The sequence below is a fragment of the Psychrobacter sp. T6-4 genome (assembly GCF_052258425.1).
In the GTDB taxonomy this organism is placed as follows: Bacteria; Pseudomonadota; Gammaproteobacteria; order Pseudomonadales; family Moraxellaceae; genus Psychrobacter.
In genome coordinates this window covers 16,333-34,617 of record NZ_JBQQEZ010000002.1, presented here as the reverse complement: position 1 = coordinate 34,617, position 18,285 = coordinate 16,333, and the positions used below count along the sequence as shown (strand labels likewise).

Genomic DNA, 18,285 nt, shown 5'->3' with positions numbered 1-18,285 from the left:
CGTCTAATTTCTCAACAAGAGAGTTAGATGGGCTTTTCTTATGTTCTATATTTTTTGTTAAATTTTCCTACTCATAATCTACTGATAATAAATTCTGCTATAGTTAAGCGACAGTATGGTGTTGTTTGACACCTGCTACTCATAAGCAAGGAGCACTTAACTCATGGAATTTGACTACATAATTATCGGTGGCGGCTCAGCAGGCTGCGTTATGGCAAGCCGTTTATCAGAAGACCCTAATATCACTGTTTGTCTGCTCGAGTTCGGCGGCGACGGCAAAGACTTGGCAGTACGCGTGCCAGCTGGCGTCATCGTTATGATGCGTGACAAACCGACCAAGATTAACAACTGGTGCTTTGATACCGTGCCGCAAACGCACTTGAACAATCGCACCGGCTACCAGCCACGTGGACAATGCTTGGGCGGATCTTCTGCTATCAACGCTATGGTCTACACGCGTGGTAGCGCCAAAGATTATGATCGCTGGGAGCAGGATGGCTGCGCAGGGTGGGGCTACGATGATATGCTGCCATACTTTAAAAAAGCTGAGAACAATGTACATGGCGGTAGTGAGCATCATGGCGATAGTGGACCACTCCACGTGTCAGAGCTGGTGAGTCCTCGTCCAATATCGACCTCTTTTGTTGATGCCTGTATTGCCAATGGATTAGACGCCAACAACGACTTTAATGGCACCAAACAAGATGGGGCAGGTCTTTATCAAGTCACCCATTTTCATGGAGAAAAACAAGGCCAGCGCTGCTCAGCGGCCGCCGCGTACATCCATCCTTTTGAAGATAGAGAAAACCTGACGATTATGACGGGTGCGCGCGTCACTAGTATCTTGACTGAAAATAAGCGAGCGATAGGCGTGGCTTATGATAAGCATGGTGAACATTATACCGCCACCGCCCGATCTGAAGTTATTTTATCAGCTGGTGCATTTGGTTCACCGCAGATACTCATGCTATCAGGTATCGGTCCAAAAGATCATCTAGAAGAGCTCGGTATCGAGGTGGTACATGATTCGCCAAATGTCGGTGAGAACTTACAAGATCACTTAGATGTGGTCTTTGATTACAAGGTAAATACCAAAGATGTCATCGGTATTGGCTTTGGAACGGTGCCTATGATGATGTCAGCGATTGGGGAGTGGAGAAAAAAAGGTACTGGCATACTGACCACCAACTACGCAGAAGCGGGCGCGTTCTTTAATGCAACAGATGCGACACCAACTGATTGGCCAGATACGCAGTTGCACTTTGTCATCTCGCGCGTCATTAATCACGGCCGTGAGGTCAAATGGGGTTATGGTATCTCTGTCCATAGCTGTTATTTACGCCCTGAGAGTCGCGGTACGGTTAAATTGGCCTCAACCGATGCTAGTGTCGCACCCCTTATAGACCCCAACTATTTGTCACATGAAAAAGATGTTGAATTCATGATGGCAGGGGCCAAACGTACGCGTGAGATTATGGAGGAGGCCCCCCTTGCCAAGTTTATCACCGAAGATTACGCCGCGCCCTATCTGGAAAAAGATGGGCTGCTTGGCTACATTCAAAACAGATCTGATACTATCTATCATCCTGTAGGGACTTGCCGTATGGGTGCAGATGAGCTATCCGTCGTCGACACTGATCTCAAGGTCAGAGGGATAGAGAGCTTGCGCGTGATTGATGCCTCTATTATGCCGACCCTGATCAGTGCCAACACTAATGCGCCAACCATCGCTATCGCTGAAAAGATAGCGGATCAAATGAAATCTGAGCGCATTAGTAGTGGAACCGTACCGACCGAGATTAACAATTATGCTAAAGCTGAGCACGTAGCGGCGGTATAGTATTCCCGTAATGTTTTGATTTATACAAAGCTTCTTGGTGCTTTAGGGCTAAGAAGCTTTTATGTTTTGGTAACGATATATTTAAGACAGCATGATTTATATAAAACGTTTAGCACTCAAACTATAACTATGGTTTTACATTGGAGGTAGACTTGTCATGCGCTTTTTAGAGCTTAAAGTACCACCTGTAGTACAAGTTGTTGTCTCAGCCGCTGCTATGTATGGCGTCTCTAAAGTTGCGCCAAATTTACAGTTCTCAATTGAAGGCTCAACCATGATAGCAGTTGGTTTAGGCGCTATAGGGTTAGGATTAGGCGTTTTAGGAGTTGCTCAATTCAAAAAAGCGCAGACCACGCCCAACCCGCAAGCGCTCGAAAAGGCATCTAGTTTGGTGACTAGCGGCATTTATCGATACACGCGTAATCCTATGTATGTCGGATTGACTCTAGTCTTGTTAGGCTGGGCATTTTATTTATCCCATTATTTGGCGTTTATAATCCTGCCTGTCTTTGTGATCTACATGACACGCTTTCAGATTGAGCCTGAGGAGCGCGCGATGACACGGTTATTTGGCACAGCGTATCAGAGTTATAGAGCCAAAGTTCGGCGCTGGATTTAATGCTATTTGATAACAAATGTAGGAGTGAGACTAGTATGCAACTTGAGATCAACGTAGTAGATGCTTTTACCGATGAGCTATTCAAGGGTAACTCAGCGGCTGTAATAGTCACGGAGAATTGGCTGGCGGACGAGCAGATGCAGTCCATTGCTACTGAGAACAATTTATCTGAGACTGCGTTTTTAGTGGCGGGTAGCACAGCGGATACTTATCACATTCGTTGGTTTTCACCGCTGACTGAGATTGCCTTTTGTGGTCACGCGACTTTGGCGTCGGCTTTTATATTGTTTAATAAATATCCTATTTTAAAAACCATTCGTTTATCAGCAAAAGCTATCGGTATGATGACCGTGATACAAACTGACAACGGTAAAATACAGATGAATTTTACCAATACCAAACCTATTGAATGTGAGGATATTCCTGAGAGTTTACTGGCAGGGTTGTCCATCGCGCCTGCTGAGGTCTATAAAAACGCTCAAGCTTATTTTGTCGTTTATCATTTTGAATCTGATGTTCTAAATGTGGTTCGTGATAACGATAAATTAAAGCAGCTAGCGCCTTTGGATGTGGTCGTGACTTGTCAGACTCAGTCAAAGCAGTTTAAAGATTTCGATTTTATCTCTAGATATTATTGGCCTGCCAATGGCGGTGATGAAGACCCAGTGACAGGTTCAATTCATACAGGACTGGCGCCATTGTGGGCAGATCGTTTGGGTAAAAACGAATTGGTTGCTTATCAAGCATCAAAGCGGGGCGGGGTAGTATATTGTGAGGTTGCAAGCGATAGAGTTTTGATTTCAGGCAACGCCGTTCAGTACTTGACGGGATTTATTACGATTAAGGAGTAATGGGGTTTGACTGAATTAAAGACGCTTGGTCTTTTTGCGCTGACCGCATTGGCTGAAATTGTGGGTTGCTACCTACCTTATCTTTGGCTACGAGAGGGTAAGAGTGTTTGGCTGCTTATTCCTGGTGTGCTGAGTTTGGCGGCCTTTGTCTGGCTATTGACTCTACATCCGACTGCGGTAGGTAGAGTTTACGCAGCTTACGGCGGAGTGTATGTGGTTATGGCGATTTTATGGTTATGGACTGTGAACGGTATCAGACCCACCACATGGGATGTATTAGGGTCTGCGATTGCACTATTAGGAATGGCGATCATTATGTTTGCGCCACGAAGCAGTTAAAAGGTTTATTTATCGAATCATTATGTTAAAGGTGGCAAAACTTCGACATCAGTGTTTGTTTTTATGCTACCTAGACCTTGTTAATAAGCGCTTACTTACGGATGCAGAGCAATTTGCTATAATAGATACTAAATTTGGCACCCTCTTTTCGTTATCTTGGCTGACAGGATAACGTTTCTTATTTGGTTGATATCTATGCGTATTCGTAAACTTTTTAAATTTGAAAATGCTCATATCGTGCGTAACTGTAGCTCTGAGCGCTGCAAGCACTCCATCCATGGGCACAGTTATCAGATTGAGCTCATACTTGAGGCCCAGCGTCTTGATCAAGGCCAGATGGTCTATGATTTTGGCCTATTAAAATCATCTATCAAAGATATTATTGACAGCTTTGATCATGCCATTTGTTTTTGGAATCAAGACGATCCTGAGTATATCGAGGCATGCAAAAAATTTAGTGCACGCTGGATTAGTTTGCCCGTGTCACCATCAGCTGAGCAGTTCTCGCGGGTCATATTCTTTTGGGCGCAATCAATCCTAGCGCAGACGCAAATGCAAAACGGCGAGGCAGATGTGAGCGTTTATTCCGTCATTGCGCACGAGACGGCGACAGGTTACGCGCAGTGCTTTGCCGATGATGTCGCCAACGCGCAGATGGGTGAGCTACGACTTGAGGACTTTGAATTTAGTGAACAAGTGCAAAGCGAATGGCATGATCCCAAGCTTTATGCCAAGCTCATAAAAGGCGAGCGCTTTATCAATCCTACGGTATTGATGCAAGTGGATACCAGAGTTCAAGTGGATAGTAAAGAGACAGGCAGCCATTGATGAGTGATATTCATACAGCAACTTTGACTTTACATTCTGAGGACGACACTCAGCGTTTGGCTGAGCAATTAGCGACGCTACCGCTCACGGGCAGCGTCTGGTTATCAGGTGATTTGGGCGCGGGCAAGACGACATTGACGCGCTATTGGCTGCAAGCACTTGGCCATGATGGCGCGGTTAAAAGTCCCACTTATACTTTGGTTGAGCCGTATCAAATCGAGCAAGCGGACGGCTTTATTCACCCAGTCTATCATGCCGACCTTTATCGTTTGCAAGACCCTGAGGAGCTCTCCTTTATCGGTTTTGATGAGTATCTCGATGAGCCAAATGCTTTGGTTATCATTGAATGGGCGAGCCGCGCTGATAGCTATTTGCCGCCGCCCGTTTTGTTTATAGATATGACTCAAAGTGATACCAATCAAGACAGCCGAAAGGCTGCGCTGCGCTTATCTAAAGCAGGGCAGGCGCAAGGGCTAGAGCTATCAGCCATTGGCCTTTAACCTGTATCCTATCTAGCTCTTAATCTTTTCAATTAGTTCCCAAAGTTTAAAATGGATCTCTAAAGCTTTTACTATGTCAGATAATCGCTTAAGCACACGTATCAAAAAGCTATCACCACTGCTCATTAACCAACTAGCAGCAGGTGAGGTCGTCACGCGCCCAGCCGCTGTGGTTAAGGAGTTACTTGAGAACGCTGTCGATGCGGGTGCTACTCATATTGAGGTGTGTATCACTCAAGGCGGTATGGGCATGATAGAGGTCATCGATAACGGTAGTGGCATTCATCCTGATGATATGATCATGGCAGTTACGCGTCATGCGACGAGCAAAGTGGCTGATATTGCCAATTTGCATGGTATCAGCACGCTTGGGTTTCGCGGTGAAGCGCTGGCGGCAACGGCTGCGGTGTCACGGCTCACATTGAGCAGTAGTCATGATGACAGTGGTATCGGTCGGCAATTGCAGGTAGCAGGCGTATTAGCTGATACGCCCAAACTTATGCCAGTGGTGCATCAGCGCGGTACGACGATCACCGTCAAAGACCTCTACTTTAATGTTCCTGCGCGGCGCAGTAATATAAAGTCGCTAGCTACTGAATTTATGCATATTGAAACTATCGTCCGCGAGGTGGCTATCGCCTGCGCCGATATAACACTGACGCTTTATCACGATCAAAAAAAGCGCTTACATTTAGGTGCTAGTACTATCGATAGCGGTATTGAGTACACTATTGGTAATCTACTGCCGCTGCCAAGATTGGAGCAAGCTCTAGGCATATCGCTTAAGGATCAAGCGCTAGAGATACTAGTCGATTTGAACAATCTGGTGTCCCAATCGAGGACCAAATCTGAGCACATAGCAGATGACAAAAGGCTCAGCGAGGCAAAAATCAGTGGCTGGATTTGGCCCAATCAAGATAAGACGGCAGGTCTGCCTAAGCTGCTATATGTCAATGGGCGTTTGATCAAAGACTCGCTGATTAGTAATCAGCTCAAGCAAATTGCGTCAAGTGCAGGGTCCGATAGTATTCACTATGCGCTGTATTTTGAGCTGCCTTGTGAGTGGCTAAATCTCAATGTGCATCCGACCAAGCAGCGGATTAAGATTAGTCCTTTGAACAATATACTCGCGCATTTAGGTCATGTGGTTCAAACGACATTGAGCCGATTGCCACCACCTAATGCTCTAGCAGCTAATCTGTCTACAATGAACAACTCAGCTGATACTAAACCATTTTCACAGTCCGCTTATTTGGTACAAGCACCTACAGATCAATATAGCGCATCGCCTACTATCAATAATAATCCTGTTATAGATCATGATTATCCATTAGCAAAAACGAATATTTATGATGACGATAGTGATACATCATTAAGTGTTGATAATCAGAGTATTGATCTGGCAGTACATTTAGATAAACGTATGAGTTTGCCACTGTGTTTGGAGGTCATTCATGATGCAAAGGATAATTGGCAGTTTGAAGATAACGACGACAAGACATTGCCTTGGCTGCTCTTGTTTCATCAAGGTCAGTTGCTACTCATTAGCGAGCAAGACTGGTATACGCATATCAATGCTCTATTTGATTCAAACTGGTTTACCCGTTCAGATTCTATCAGTACAGCAGACACCATCAATCAGCATCTAAACCAAGTTGCTAAGCAGATGTCAGCGCCAGATCTGCACGCATTTGTCGTAGATATTGATTATATACTTAAGTCTTTTGCCATCAGGGCCATCAACACCTCACATCTGCTTACGCTATTATTAGCAGCTCCTACAACGTCGCTCCAATAGCATTAATAGTATTTTTAATCACAAGGTTGTCCATGTCATCGTCCTTTTCTAGTTCATCGTCTAAGCTTAATGATAATAGCGTCATCTGCTTAATGGCGCCGACTGCGAGCGGCAAAACCGCATTAGCGTATGAGCTGTATGATACCAAGCGTTTTGAGCTAATTTCGGTTGATTCAGCGCTTATATACCGTGATATGAACATCGGCACCGCAAAACCTACTAATGAGGAGCTCACCCATTATCCGCATCACTTAGTGAATATTATCGATCCGACGCAAAGCTATAGTGTCGCCGAGTTTGTAGATGACGTGGCGCAACTCATCGCTCGCTGCCATCAACATGGCAAAATCCCTGTGTTAGTAGGCGGCACGATGATGTATTACATGGCGCTGCTAGAAGGGCTCTCTGATATACCCGATAGCAGCGATGTGACACGTGCACAGGTCGAAAAGTGGCGACAAGATGCAGGCATAAAAGTGTTATATGAGTATTTGGCTAAAATAGACCCCGTTAGTCATCAGCGCCTAAAACCCAATGACACTCAGCGTATTACGCGAGCAATTGAGATCTACGAGCAGACCCATATCCCGCTTAGTGAGTGGCAACGCAAACCTAAACTAGCATTAGCGCACAACGAGCAGCAGAACTGGCATGCCTTATCTGTCCTGCCAGATCGTCCTTGGCTGCATCAGCGTATCGCTCAGCGCTTAGATGTCATGTGGAATGAGGGACTGGTTGATGAGGTTATCGACCTATTAGAGCGTTATACGTTGACGCCTGATATGCCATCGATGCGCTGCGTGGGCTATCGGCAAGTGCTTGAGTATCTGGTACACATCAAACACCCTGTATTCAAGCTGCCGCATTTAGACCTTGAGTTATTCTATAAAACTTTTGCGGCGCAGACTGACAACGCTTCAACTCAACAAGCGTTTGCCTACAAGCAGATGCAAGACAAATCTCTGTATGCCACTCGTCAGTTGGCAAAACGTCAATACACTTGGCTGCGTAAACTTACGCAATTATCTACTGCTAGCGCTCTAGATAAGCCAGATAGTCTTATTCAAAACCAGACCTTCGCGACTATGACGCAGGCAAGAGAGTATCTCTTATCATAAACAATGCATGCGATATCAAACGGTTAACCATACATAAAGGAATCAATCACAATAAGTTGCAAAATCTAAAATAGATAGCTGTTATAATTTAGGAGTAGTAATCAACACTGCGTAAAAAGACTATAATAAACAAGTAGTTAACAGGATTGTTTACTGTCATAAAAGTAATCGTTTAAGCTTGCGTAGATACATTTAATAAATATTCGTAGTACTAAATCTAAAAATTGTAGTATTAGAACTCATAGTATTAAAACCGATAACGACTATTAAAAATAATTATATTATCTAGGAGAGACCTCATGTCAAAAGGACAAACCTTACAAGATCCGTTTTTGAACTCACTACGTAAAGACCGCATTCCTGTGTCAATTTTTTTGGTAAATGGTATTAAATTACAAGGCCAAATAGAATCATTTGATCAATATGTTGTACTGCTAAAGAATACTGTCAGTCAAATGGTGTACAAACACGCTATCTCAACAGTCGTACCTGCGCGTAACCCTAGAGGGACAACGACTACAGGAACCACCACAAGTGGCGCCTCAAGTACTGGATACCAAGGTGGCGGTGCAAGTAGTGGCTTTGAGCGTAGTACCAGTAATACTGGCGCTGCTAATCCTAGTGGCGGTTTTGAAGATCGCGGTTTTGCCTCAAATCGTAGCGGCTTTAGCCAAGGTCAAGATCGCGGCTTTGAGCGTGGTAACTTCGGTCAGGGTCAAGATCGCGGTTTTGAGCGAGGAGGCTTTGGTCAAGATCGTGGTTTTGAAAATTCACCTCAAGATACCAGTAGTGATGATAAAAACGATGACGCTAGCGATAGCTAATTGATATCATAATAACTTCTCAAAGACCTGCTACTAAGTAGGTCTTTTTGCATCAAGGTAGGACTTAATAAGGTTTTGTACGGCCAGTTAGCTGTTTATAAAAGTATTGCTAACGATGATTTACTACATATGAGTAGAATATAGTAAGATAGATAACTCTTTTAAAAAAGTCCTTTTAGAGATAGTGACTTATAAAAATAGTAACTTACAAAAACAGTGACTTATAAAATTTGACAGGCATTGAGCGAATATATGACTAACAATACCACGCACGCGCAATTTATCAACGCTGCTATTGAGGCGATTAATACTGAAAAATCAGCGCTGACTTTGTTGGCAGAACAAATAGATACGCGATTTGCACAGGCCTGCGACGTGATCTTGGCCTGTCAAGGCCGCGTGGTAGTAACGGGCATGGGTAAGTCGGGTCTGATTGGCCGTAAGATAGCGGCGACCTTTGCCTCGACAGGTACGCCTGCGTTCTTTATGCATCCAGGTGAGGCCGGTCATGGCGATCTAGGTATGCTAGTGCAAGGCGATGTGCTTCTTGCCATCTCAAACTCTGGCGAGTCAGATGAGATTAAGATGCTATTACCTGTGGTCAAGCGTTTGGGCATTCCGCTCATTAGTATTAGCCGCGACCATAGAGGTATGTTGCCATGTGCCGCTGATATCATTCTGACCCTTGGTAAGTCACAAGAAGCTTGTCCGCTCAATTTAGCACCTACTTCGAGCACGACTGCCACTTTGGCGCTCGGTGATGCCCTAGCAGTGGCTTTGGTTCATGCGCGCAACTTTACCTCAGAGGACTTTGCCTTATCACATCCTGCAGGTGCGCTGGGTCGCCAATTGCTAACGCGAGTAGAGGATTTGATGCATACCTCAATTGATCAATTGCCACTCGTCAATCAGCAATCAGTGCTACGTGAAGCGCTATTTACGATGACTCACGGACGCTTGGGTATGACAGTAGTGACTGATGATGAGCAAAAGGTCGTCGGTATATTCACCGATGGCGATTTGCGCCGCGTGCTTGAGCGGGGTCTTGATTTATCCGTACCTATACACGAGGTGATGACGACAAATCCACGCCAGGTTAGCAAAACTATGCGCGCCTCAGACGCTCTTAGCGTTATGAATGAGAAGGGTATTAGTCAGCTGTTAGTCATGGACGATGATGATCATTTGCAAGCCATTATAACGGTTCATGATTTGTTGCAAGCTGGGGTCAAATAAAGAAGTATTTTTTCAATACTTATTGAGCTACAAGACTTATTGAGCTATAAGATTCATTGAACTATGAGAGACAGATTATGCAAGATCTAACAAAAAAAGCAGGCCAAGTTAAACTCCTCATAATGGACGTAGATGGTATTTTGTCTAATGGACAAATTATCTATGACGCTAATGGTATTGAGACTAAAGCATTTTCGGTACAAGATGGCGTTGGAGTCAAATCGCTATCACGCTATGGCATACTAACAGCCATTATCACAGGCCGTAGTAGCCCTATGGTAGACAAACGGGCAAAAGAGATGGGTGTTAAATATGTCGTACAGGGCCGTGATGATAAACTTGTGGCGTTAAATGAGCTACTTGATATGTTAGATCCTGCCCTTAATATTACGACCGCTGATTGCGCCTACATGGGTGATGATTTGCCAGATATCAAAGCCATGCAAACGGTAGGCTTTGCCGCGACGGTTCCCAATGCTCACTCAGAGGTGATTAATCGTAGTGACATGGTGACAACGCGAGCGGGTGGTACTGGCGCGGTACGTGAAGTCTGTGATCTCATTCTAAAAGGTCATGGACATTATCAGGACTTTATCGCGCACTATACATTAGATCAGACGCAGGATGGTTTATCGTGAATACTCGTGTTCTTATTGTCCTAGCCCTTATTATCGCAGGCATTGCCGGTTGGTTTTTTCAGCAGCAAGGGGAGATTACGCCGCCTGTTAATATTGAAGCGACCGATGTAGATTATGAGGCCACTGATATTAAAGCGGTGCAAACCAATGATGAGGGCGAAACAGAGTATGAGCTTAGCGCTGAGTCTTTGACCCATAATCCTAAGACCAATCAAGATGAGATGTCTGGGATCACTATGAATTGGCAGCCCTCTGATGAGCAGCGCTATCTGATTGAAGCAGGTAGCGCCGCTATCAATCAGCAAAGCGGTGATCTACGTTTAGGTGGCGGTTTTAGCTTGGTGAGCGAAGAAAAAAGCGCCTCTGATATCGAACCCATCAAGGTCACAGGTCAAACACTCATAGGTAATACAAAAACGCGCCAAGTCTATAGCAATGAGCCTGTCAAGGTCGAGCAAGGCATGAACCGCTTTAGCGCCTCAAGCATGACTGCTAATCTTGAAACCGGCGAGTATGAGTTTGGGCAAGTAGCAGTAACTTTTACCCCGTCTGAGCGTCAAGATAAAGCGCTGTTTTAGAACCTTAATGCAATGATTTGACACTTTACTAAGGCATTTGCAACGACAATAACCAGAGACCCTTTTATGAAGAAGAATAAACAGCACGCTTTGTACGCGTCTTCAATCGCTATAACACAAGTCTTGTATGGCGTCCGCGCTTTACCTATGATTATGCTTTTAGCTCTGCCTTTATACAGTCATGCCTTGCCATCAGATGCCAATCAGCCGATCAAGCTACTCGCAGATAAGGCCACTTATAGCGAGCGTACTGGGGTCACTAGCTACTCAGGTAACGTCATTATTACCCAAGGCACGCTCAAACTAACTGCTGATGATATTACGGTTAATCTATCAGAGCAGCGTAGTATCAATTCAGCGGTGGCTACAGGTCGACCTGCGACGATGCAACAAGTGATCACTGCTGATAAAGGTCTGGCAAAAGGCCAAGGTAACAAGATCGATTACAACGCGGTAACTGGTATTATTACTTTAACTGGTAATGCTAAGCTCAATCAAAACGGGGCTAGCTTTGCAGGTAATGTCATTCGCTACAGCCTAAAGGCGGGCGATGTTGAGGCCACTGCTGGCAATAGCCAACGCGTTGAGCTGATACTACCGCCAAATAATAACACCAGTCAGCGCGGCGTGCGCTAGAGTCGGCTGATATCTAAACCTTATGTCCCTTAAGTCTGAGTACTATATGAATAATACACTTGCCGACAACGCATCGATTAAGTCGCCAGTTCAATCGCCTACAAGCTTAGCACCACACGCGCGCTTAGTGATGCAAAACCTTGGCAAGCGCTACGGCAAGCGCTGGGTGGTAAAAGACGTCTCATTCTCAGTAGAGCAAGGACAGGTCGTTGGACTTTTGGGCCCAAATGGCGCGGGCAAGACCACCAGCTTTTATATGGTGGTCGGTTTGGTCAACATGGATAAAGGCCGCGTGACTTTAGGTAAGATGGACTTGTCCAAATACGCTATGCATGAGCGTGCGCGTGCGGGTATCGGTTATTTGCCGCAAGAGGCGTCTATATTTCGCAAATTATCTATCGAAGATAACATCCTCTCAATTCTGCAAACGCGCAGTGAATTAAGTGCCAGCGAGCAGCGCTTAGAGCTTGAAAAACTGATCAAAGAGTTCCATCTAGAAGGGGTGCGCAGCTCTCTTGGTATGAGCGTGTCAGGCGGTGAACGTCGTCGCTGCGAGATTGCTCGAGCACTGGCGGCTAATCCTAAATTTATCTTATTAGATGAGCCTTTTGCTGGCGTTGATCCGATCTCAGTCGGTGATATCAAAGATGTGATTTTAGCACTCAAAAATCGTGGTATCGGCGTATTAATTACCGATCATAATGTCCGTGACACGCTTGCTATCTGCGAAAAGGCTTATATTGTCTCTGAAGGCGCTATTATCGCTGAGGGTACCTCAGATGAGGTATTGAACAATGAGCTGGTTAAAGAGATATATTTAGGTAAAGACTTTAGAGTCTAATGGATGCCTTTGTAACCATTAGCCCTATAACCATCGACTTCGTATAGTCATCTTCTATAAAGACGCTTATTTAGCCGTCTGATTCTATTTATTAAAGCTCCCCGTTCATGCTGACTGATAATTGTACGCTACCATGTACGACTTAAAGTAAGCTAAATAAGGCTTATCCTCTATGGCAAAAAACAAAAGCAGTTATGTCTGCCAAGGTTGCGGCGCGCATTTTGGTAAATGGGCAGGTCAGTGTTCTGACTGCTCAGAGTGGAACAGTCTGGTCGAAGCACCAAATGTTAGTATGCCGCATCACAACAAAGCTAGCGCAAAAAGCGCGCCTCGAGCCGCGCCGCGCCATCCCCCTAATGGCACGACCACTGGCGGCAACTATTCAGGGACTCATAGCGCAGTGATGCCGCTCAACGCGGTCAGTGTGACGCTAGATACGCGCCTGCCTACTGGTATTAGTGAGTTTGATCGCGTACTTGGCGGTGGCTTAGTAGCAGGGTCTGTGGTGCTCATCGGCGGTGATCCTGGTATCGGTAAGTCAACTATCTTGCTTCAGACAGCGACCAATATGGCGCGTGCTGACTCATTAGCGGGTAGCGCGTTATACGTCACAGGCGAGGAGTCCTTGGCGCAGGTGGCTATGCGTGCCAAACGCTTAGAGCTACCCGCAGATCGTCTTCGAGTGCTCGCTGAGACCAATGTCGAGACGATATGCGCCGCGCTCACTCAAGAGCAGCCAGCTATCGCAATCATCGACTCTATACAGACTATTTATACTGACGCGATCAATTCAGCACCAGGTGGCGTAAGCCAAATCCGCGAGTCGGCAGCGATCTTAACTCGTTATGCCAAGCAGACAGGCACAGCGCTGTTCTTAGTCGGTCACGTAACCAAAGAAGGTACGCTGGCAGGGCCACGTGTGCTTGAGCATATGGTTGATACGGTACTGTACTTTGAAGGTCAGTCTGATTCGCGCTTTCGGATGATACGCGCGGTCAAAAATCGTTTTGGCGCGGTCAATGAGCTGGGTATCTTTGGTATGACTGATATGGGGCTTAAGGAAGTGGCGAACCCATCAGCGATATTTTTGAGCCGCTATGATAAGCCTGTGGCAGGCTCTGTGGTTATGGTTAGCCGTGAGGGTACGCGTCCGCTGCTGGTGGAGGTGCAAGCACTGGTTGATGACTCACAAGGGCAGCCAAGGCGTATGGCGTTAGGTTTGGACTTTCAGCGCTTATCTATGCTGCTTGCGGTCATGCATCGACATGGCGGCATTCATACTAGCGGGCAAGATGTATATGTCAACGTCGTTGGTGGGGTCAAGGTAATAGAGACAGGCTCTGATTTAGCAGTACTGCTCGCCTGTGCGTCTAGTATCAAAGAGCGTGCTTTGCCATCCTCATTAGCGGTATTTGGGGAGGTGGGGTTATCAGGTGAGATACGTCCAGTACCTAATGGTCAAGAGCGCTTGAAAGAAGCGATGAAGCACGGATTTAAGCATGCTATCGTGCCAAAAGCCAATGCGCCTGCCAAGAACTCGCCTCAGTTTAAGGGCATCAATGTGATTGCCGTTGAGCGTCTTGATGACGCTATCCAAAATGCTTTTGAGATAGATGACTAGGTTAATGGTTCTAATCAAGCATAAAACTTAAGCAAAAAAACGCCTCATTCATTAATGAGGCGTTTTTTATGGGCAGTACTTAACCATTAGTCAATACTTAGCAATTAGATGATGTATTTAAACCTTAGGGTCCAGATACGCGCTCAATAGAGACATTACCGACGCCTTTGCTAGTAATACCAAGCTTTTTGGCAGCACCATAAGATAAATCTAGAACACGATTACCATGGAAGGGGCCACGGTCATTAACTTTTACCACAACGCTTTTACCATTGGTCTTATTGGTCACCTTAACGTAGCAGTTGAGCGGTAGTGAGCGATGCGCGGCTGTTAAGGCATTCATGTCGAAAGTCTCACCACTAGCAGTTTTGCGGCCATGAAACTTACGACCATACCAAGAAGCTAAGCCACTTTGAGTAAATTTGCTCAATGAGTTAGAAGCGGATGCAGTTAGGCGCTCTAAAACGTCATCATCTTGGCTCACTTGTGCGGTGTCACTAGTGAGCAATGAGCTATTTAAAGCTAAAGATGATGGCTGACGAGCAGATTTGACAAGACTTGAAGCACCATCATGCTGGCGAGTAAGTTCACTTAAAACGCGGTCAATATGAGAGTTATTGTCTTGTGACAAAGTACTGTAGGCGCTTTCTGCTGCATTAGTATTGATAGCTAAGGTTGAGCCTGCAAACAGACAAACTGACAGGGTAAGTAAACCAGATAAACGCTTATTCATAAATACCTCTATAACTTATACGTTAGCGCTTAGTCCAATCCTTGGTACTAAGCGGAGCGCTGTTAGAATCTTTTAACGCTGCTGACTATACTTACAAGTTATAACTCAATGATTGTTTAATGCTATCTTTATCAGTAGCTTTGTATAACTTGTGTATCGGTTCTGATTAACAGAGGTTAACTCATAGTTTTATAAAAAACAAGCATTAATACCTGTAAGTATAAATTAACAGTCAGTGTATTATTTGAGAAACAATACAGCAGGCTAAGTGAAATAAGCAAAATAGTGTCGGATGAATCTAACTACTCAACACTATCTTGTTATTTATAAGCTTCAAACTACAGGGATTTATGGTTGCACTCAGAGGCTATTTGGCGGTCAAACCGCCATCAATAATGAATTCTGAACCAGTGGAATAACTAGAGTCATCAGATGCCAAAAAGAGCACCATACTACTGACTTCCTCCGGCTGAGCGACGCGCTGTAAAGGAATGGTCTTAGCAAATGCCTCAACAGCATCTTTGGTATCGCCTTGAAAGATCATAGGCGTAGCAATCACACCTGGATGCACAGAATTGACACGTATGCCAAAGGGCGCGCATTCAAGTGCTGCAGCTTTAGTCATACCGCGTACCGCAAATTTGGAATCGGTATAGCCAATAGCGCCGCCAACCAGACCGTTGATTGAGGAGATATTAATGATAGAGCCTTGCTTGGCCGCTTTCATAGTTGGGATGACTGCTTTCATACCCAAAAAGACTGAGACTTGATTGATCTCGAGGATTTTACGATAGTCATCAACCGAGGTATCCAATATCGATTTGTGCGTGGTAATGCCTGCATTGTTGACGAGCACATCGATTTGACCAAACTTAGTTATTGTAGCCTCTATCACTTGTTGCCAATCCGCCTCGTCAGTGACGTCTTGTTTGACGAATAAAGCATTATCACCAAGCTCTTTGACCAGCGCTTCGCCTTTGTCAGCATTGATGTCTGTCAACACTACCTGAGCGCCCTCAGCAATGAATAAGCGCGCATGAGTCTCGCCCATACCTTGAGCGGCGCCTGTAATGATAACGACTTTGTTATTTAATCGAGCCATGATATCTCCAAATTTTACAATAACTGTATGTGAGGTAATAACTGTATATAAGGTATAGTATAAGCCATTATGAACAATTTTTGGCTTATAAGCCTAAAGGTCTTGTTCCTATTCAGTAATAGTCTAAAAATATAAGAACGATATATAGAAGTTAAGATCACCTAAAGTCAGAGTGATATCGATTAAAGGCGTCATTAATGTATCAGGAGATATTAGAGTTTTGTTTTAAAAAGGTGGGCAGCCAAAAGTTTTTTGAAAAGGATGTCGCTTTTGATAAGCAGCTGACTAAACGTTTCTCTGCTGTGCTTGAGCAAGCTTTGGCGGCAGAGTTTTATGAGTGGCGCAGTAGTATCGAGGGCAGGCTGTGCGAAATTATTATTTTAGATCAATTCTCACGCAATATTTACCGAGGTACGCCCCAAGCCTTCGCGCAAGATGCGATGGCGCTGGCCTTAGCGCAAGAGGCAGTAGCCGCTGGGATATTAGATAAGCTCACTCAGGTAGACGCTAGAAAGTTTGTGCTAATGCCCTATATGCATAGCGAATCAAAACTCATTCACAAGCAGGCTGAGCCGTTATTTGCAGAATATACCAATCAGCAGACGCTAGAGTCTGAGATAAAACACAAAGTCATCATCGATAGATTCAATCGCTACCCGCATCGCAATAAAATCTTAAATCGTATCTCAACTTTGCAGGAAATAGAATTTTTAAAGCAGCCAAACTCTTCTTTTTGAGATTTAGCGCTCAGTGAGAGTAGCAGTTTGATGTGGTAGGGCAAAAATAGTGTCAAAGGCTAGGGTAAATAAAAAGGTATAAACCAAAAAGGCAAGGGTCAGCGATATCTCCATAGTCAACGCCATCCAAATGCCAACCCCGTACCAGATCATATAAAGAGGCAAACAGACCACAGTCAAACCGCCCTCAAAGCCGATAGCGTGAATACTACGAATCAAAAAAGTGCGTTTTTGAATATGCTTGCGCCGCTCCCAATACTCAAACAGCGTATTATAAATATAGTTCCAAACGACAGCAGTACTGGCAATAATAATAGCGAGGATAAGAGACTGCTGGGTATCACTGCCGCTAAGTACCACTAGAATAAAGGTCGTTAGCATGACCGCAAATATCTCAAACAATGTCACATAGAGTACTCGGCGCTTAATAGGACTTAAAGTAATCAAGACAAGCTCCAGCAAACGCTCAGGCTGATGGCTCAAGCTTATTGATCATACTATCTTTTTAAGCAGTCAGTGACTTCTAGAGCAGCTTAAGTTACTTGTGCTTATCATTATCGATGACATCTATATCATCTTGACCAATAACGTCCAAATCCTTTAGGCACAATCTATCGTATTCCTTTTTACAAAAGCTTGGGTCTATCTTGCACATAGCGTCTTGCAATTGATCTAGGCGAGTCTCAGACTGCTGAATGTGTTCGAGCATTTTTGCAAAGGCTTCAGCCACTGGGTCTTGCGAATAGGGATCGATGCCGTAGGCTTGAAAAGTAGTCGTACGTGCTGTACTTTGTTTTTGATTGGACTCTTTTGTACCCGCTTTGGCAGCTTTTTCTTGTTGCTTAGCATCATTAACTTTGGTCGCAATCGGGTTGCCTTTTTCGTCATGATAATCAGAGATCATGCGTGCCGCGTTACCGACCATCGTCGCGTTTTCTGGTACAGGTTTGACAACTACAGCATTTGAGCCGATCTTGGCATTTTTGCCAACGGTAAAGGGTCCTAATACTTTAGCGCCCGCGCCGACCGTCACGCCGTCCTCTAAAGTCGGATGACGCTTGCCATCGTTCCATGAGACCCCGCCCAAAGTGACGCCGTGATATAAGGTAACATCATCTCCAATCTCAGCGGTCTCGCCGATCACAACGCCTACGCCATGATCGATAAAAAAGCGTCTGCCGATTTTGGCGGCAGGATGAATCTCAATACCCGTAATAATGCGCGAGCCATAAGAGATGGTGCGCGCGGCAAGTTTATGGTCACGCTCCCACAAGTAATGAGCGCTACGATGTAAAATAAGCGCGTGAATACCAGGGTAGGTCAATATCACCTCTAGGCTATTGCGCGCTGCAGGGTCTCGGGTGAATACCGCCTCAATGTCTTCTTTTAATTCTTTTTTGACACAAGATAAGGATTTAAATAAGGTTGTGAATGACATAAGGCATC

20 protein-coding genes are annotated in these 18,285 nt (G+C 45.0%); 16 read left to right on the top strand and 4 right to left on the bottom strand.

Features of this window, described 5'->3' with window-relative positions:
• Nucleotides 1–163 precede the first annotated feature (163 nt).
• The 15 genes from ACTXGE_RS01925 to radA all read left to right on the top strand — a co-directional run bounded on the left by ACTXGE_RS01925 (nt 164) and on the right by radA (nt 14,267).
• Nucleotides 164–1,840, top strand: a complete 1,677-nt coding sequence (locus ACTXGE_RS01925; protein ID WP_443541521.1) for a GMC family oxidoreductase — start codon at nt 164–166, stop codon at nt 1,838–1,840.
• Nucleotides 1,841–1,997: 157 nt separating this feature from the next.
• Nucleotides 1,998–2,459 (top strand): methyltransferase family protein, encoded by a 462-nt coding sequence (locus ACTXGE_RS01920; protein WP_443541519.1) that lies wholly within the window; start codon nt 1,998–2,000, stop codon nt 2,457–2,459.
• A gap of 35 nt (nt 2,460–2,494) precedes the next feature.
• Nucleotides 2,495–3,310 (top strand): PhzF family phenazine biosynthesis protein, encoded by an 816-nt coding sequence (locus tag ACTXGE_RS01915; RefSeq protein ID WP_443541517.1) that lies wholly within the window; start codon nt 2,495–2,497, stop codon nt 3,308–3,310.
• A gap of 6 nt (nt 3,311–3,316) precedes the next feature.
• Nucleotides 3,317–3,649, top strand: a complete 333-nt coding sequence (locus ACTXGE_RS01910; RefSeq protein ID WP_317199357.1) for a YnfA family protein — start codon at nt 3,317–3,319, stop codon at nt 3,647–3,649.
• Nucleotides 3,650–3,844: 195 nt separating this feature from the next.
• Entirely contained in the window at nt 3,845–4,477 is a 633-nt protein-coding gene (locus tag ACTXGE_RS01905; RefSeq protein WP_443541515.1) for a 6-pyruvoyl trahydropterin synthase family protein, read from the top strand.
• Nucleotides 4,477–4,977 (top strand): tRNA (adenosine(37)-N6)-threonylcarbamoyltransferase complex ATPase subunit type 1 TsaE, encoded by a 501-nt coding sequence (gene tsaE, locus ACTXGE_RS01900; protein WP_443541513.1) that lies wholly within the window; start codon nt 4,477–4,479, stop codon nt 4,975–4,977. The genes ACTXGE_RS01905 and tsaE overlap by 1 nt, the downstream gene beginning before the upstream one ends.
• 73 nt (nt 4,978–5,050) lie before the next feature.
• Nucleotides 5,051–6,775: a DNA mismatch repair endonuclease MutL gene (gene mutL / locus ACTXGE_RS01895; RefSeq protein ID WP_443541511.1), complete on the top strand. Its 1,725-nt coding sequence runs from the start codon at nt 5,051–5,053 to the stop codon at nt 6,773–6,775.
• 32 nt (nt 6,776–6,807) lie between these two features.
• Complete coding sequence (gene miaA, locus ACTXGE_RS01890; protein WP_317199360.1) at nt 6,808–7,893, top strand: tRNA (adenosine(37)-N6)-dimethylallyltransferase MiaA; 1,086 nt, start codon at nt 6,808–6,810, stop codon at nt 7,891–7,893.
• A gap of 299 nt (nt 7,894–8,192) precedes the next feature.
• Nucleotides 8,193–8,717, top strand: coding sequence for an RNA chaperone Hfq (hfq, locus tag ACTXGE_RS01885; protein WP_443541508.1), 525 nt, complete (start codon nt 8,193–8,195; stop codon nt 8,715–8,717).
• A gap of 252 nt (nt 8,718–8,969) precedes the next feature.
• The gene (locus tag ACTXGE_RS01880) at nt 8,970–9,953 is read left to right on the top strand and encodes a KpsF/GutQ family sugar-phosphate isomerase (protein WP_443541506.1); all 984 of its coding nucleotides are present in this window, start codon (nt 8,970–8,972) and stop codon (nt 9,951–9,953) included.
• A 77-nt stretch (nt 9,954–10,030) separates the two neighbouring features.
• Entirely contained in the window at nt 10,031–10,591 is a 561-nt protein-coding gene (locus ACTXGE_RS01875; protein ID WP_317199363.1) for a KdsC family phosphatase, read from the top strand.
• Nucleotides 10,588–11,169 carry an LPS export ABC transporter periplasmic protein LptC gene (lptC, locus tag ACTXGE_RS01870; protein ID WP_317199364.1) on the top strand — a complete coding sequence of 194 codons (582 nt, stop codon included), beginning with the start codon at nt 10,588–10,590 and terminating at the stop codon, nt 11,167–11,169. Before ACTXGE_RS01875 ends, lptC begins: the two co-directional genes overlap by 4 nt.
• A 147-nt stretch (nt 11,170–11,316) precedes the next feature.
• Nucleotides 11,317–11,805 (top strand): lipopolysaccharide transport periplasmic protein LptA, encoded by a 489-nt coding sequence (lptA, locus tag ACTXGE_RS01865; protein ID WP_317199474.1) that lies wholly within the window; start codon nt 11,317–11,319, stop codon nt 11,803–11,805.
• Between the two features lie 130 nt (nt 11,806–11,935).
• Nucleotides 11,936–12,646 carry an LPS export ABC transporter ATP-binding protein gene (gene lptB, locus ACTXGE_RS01860; protein ID WP_317199475.1) on the top strand — a complete coding sequence of 237 codons (711 nt, stop codon included), beginning with the start codon at nt 11,936–11,938 and terminating at the stop codon, nt 12,644–12,646.
• Between the two features lie 172 nt (nt 12,647–12,818).
• Nucleotides 12,819–14,267: a DNA repair protein RadA gene (radA, locus tag ACTXGE_RS01855; RefSeq protein ID WP_317199365.1), complete on the top strand. Its 1,449-nt coding sequence runs from the start codon at nt 12,819–12,821 to the stop codon at nt 14,265–14,267.
• A 124-nt stretch (nt 14,268–14,391) separates the two neighbouring features.
• Here radA and ACTXGE_RS01850 read toward each other — a convergent pair whose 3' ends face one another.
• Both ACTXGE_RS01850 and ACTXGE_RS01845 read right to left on the bottom strand, forming a co-directional pair.
• A complete protein-coding gene (locus ACTXGE_RS01850; RefSeq protein ID WP_317199366.1) occupies nt 14,392–15,000 on the bottom strand; it encodes a septal ring lytic transglycosylase RlpA family protein in 609 nt (202 codons plus the stop codon).
• Nucleotides 15,001–15,367: 367 nt separating this feature from the next.
• Nucleotides 15,368–16,102 (bottom strand): glucose 1-dehydrogenase, encoded by a 735-nt coding sequence (locus ACTXGE_RS01845; protein WP_443541504.1) that lies wholly within the window; start codon nt 16,100–16,102, stop codon nt 15,368–15,370.
• Nucleotides 16,103–16,299: 197 nt separating this feature from the next.
• Between ACTXGE_RS01845 and ACTXGE_RS01840 the strand changes: the two genes are divergently transcribed.
• On the top strand, nt 16,300–16,839 hold the full coding sequence (locus ACTXGE_RS01840) for a DUF924 family protein (protein ID WP_443541503.1): 540 nt from the start codon (nt 16,300–16,302) through the stop codon (nt 16,837–16,839).
• A gap of 3 nt (nt 16,840–16,842) precedes the next feature.
• Here the strand turns inward: ACTXGE_RS01840 and ACTXGE_RS01835 are convergent, their stop codons facing one another.
• On the bottom strand, nt 16,843–17,322 hold the full coding sequence (locus tag ACTXGE_RS01835; RefSeq protein ID WP_435950903.1) for a PACE efflux transporter: 480 nt from the start codon (nt 17,320–17,322) through the stop codon (nt 16,843–16,845).
• Nucleotides 17,323–17,377: 55 nt separating this feature from the next.
• Complete coding sequence (cysE, locus tag ACTXGE_RS01830) at nt 17,378–18,277, bottom strand: serine O-acetyltransferase (protein WP_435950904.1); 900 nt, start codon at nt 18,275–18,277, stop codon at nt 17,378–17,380.
• Nucleotides 18,278–18,285 lie beyond the last annotated feature (8 nt).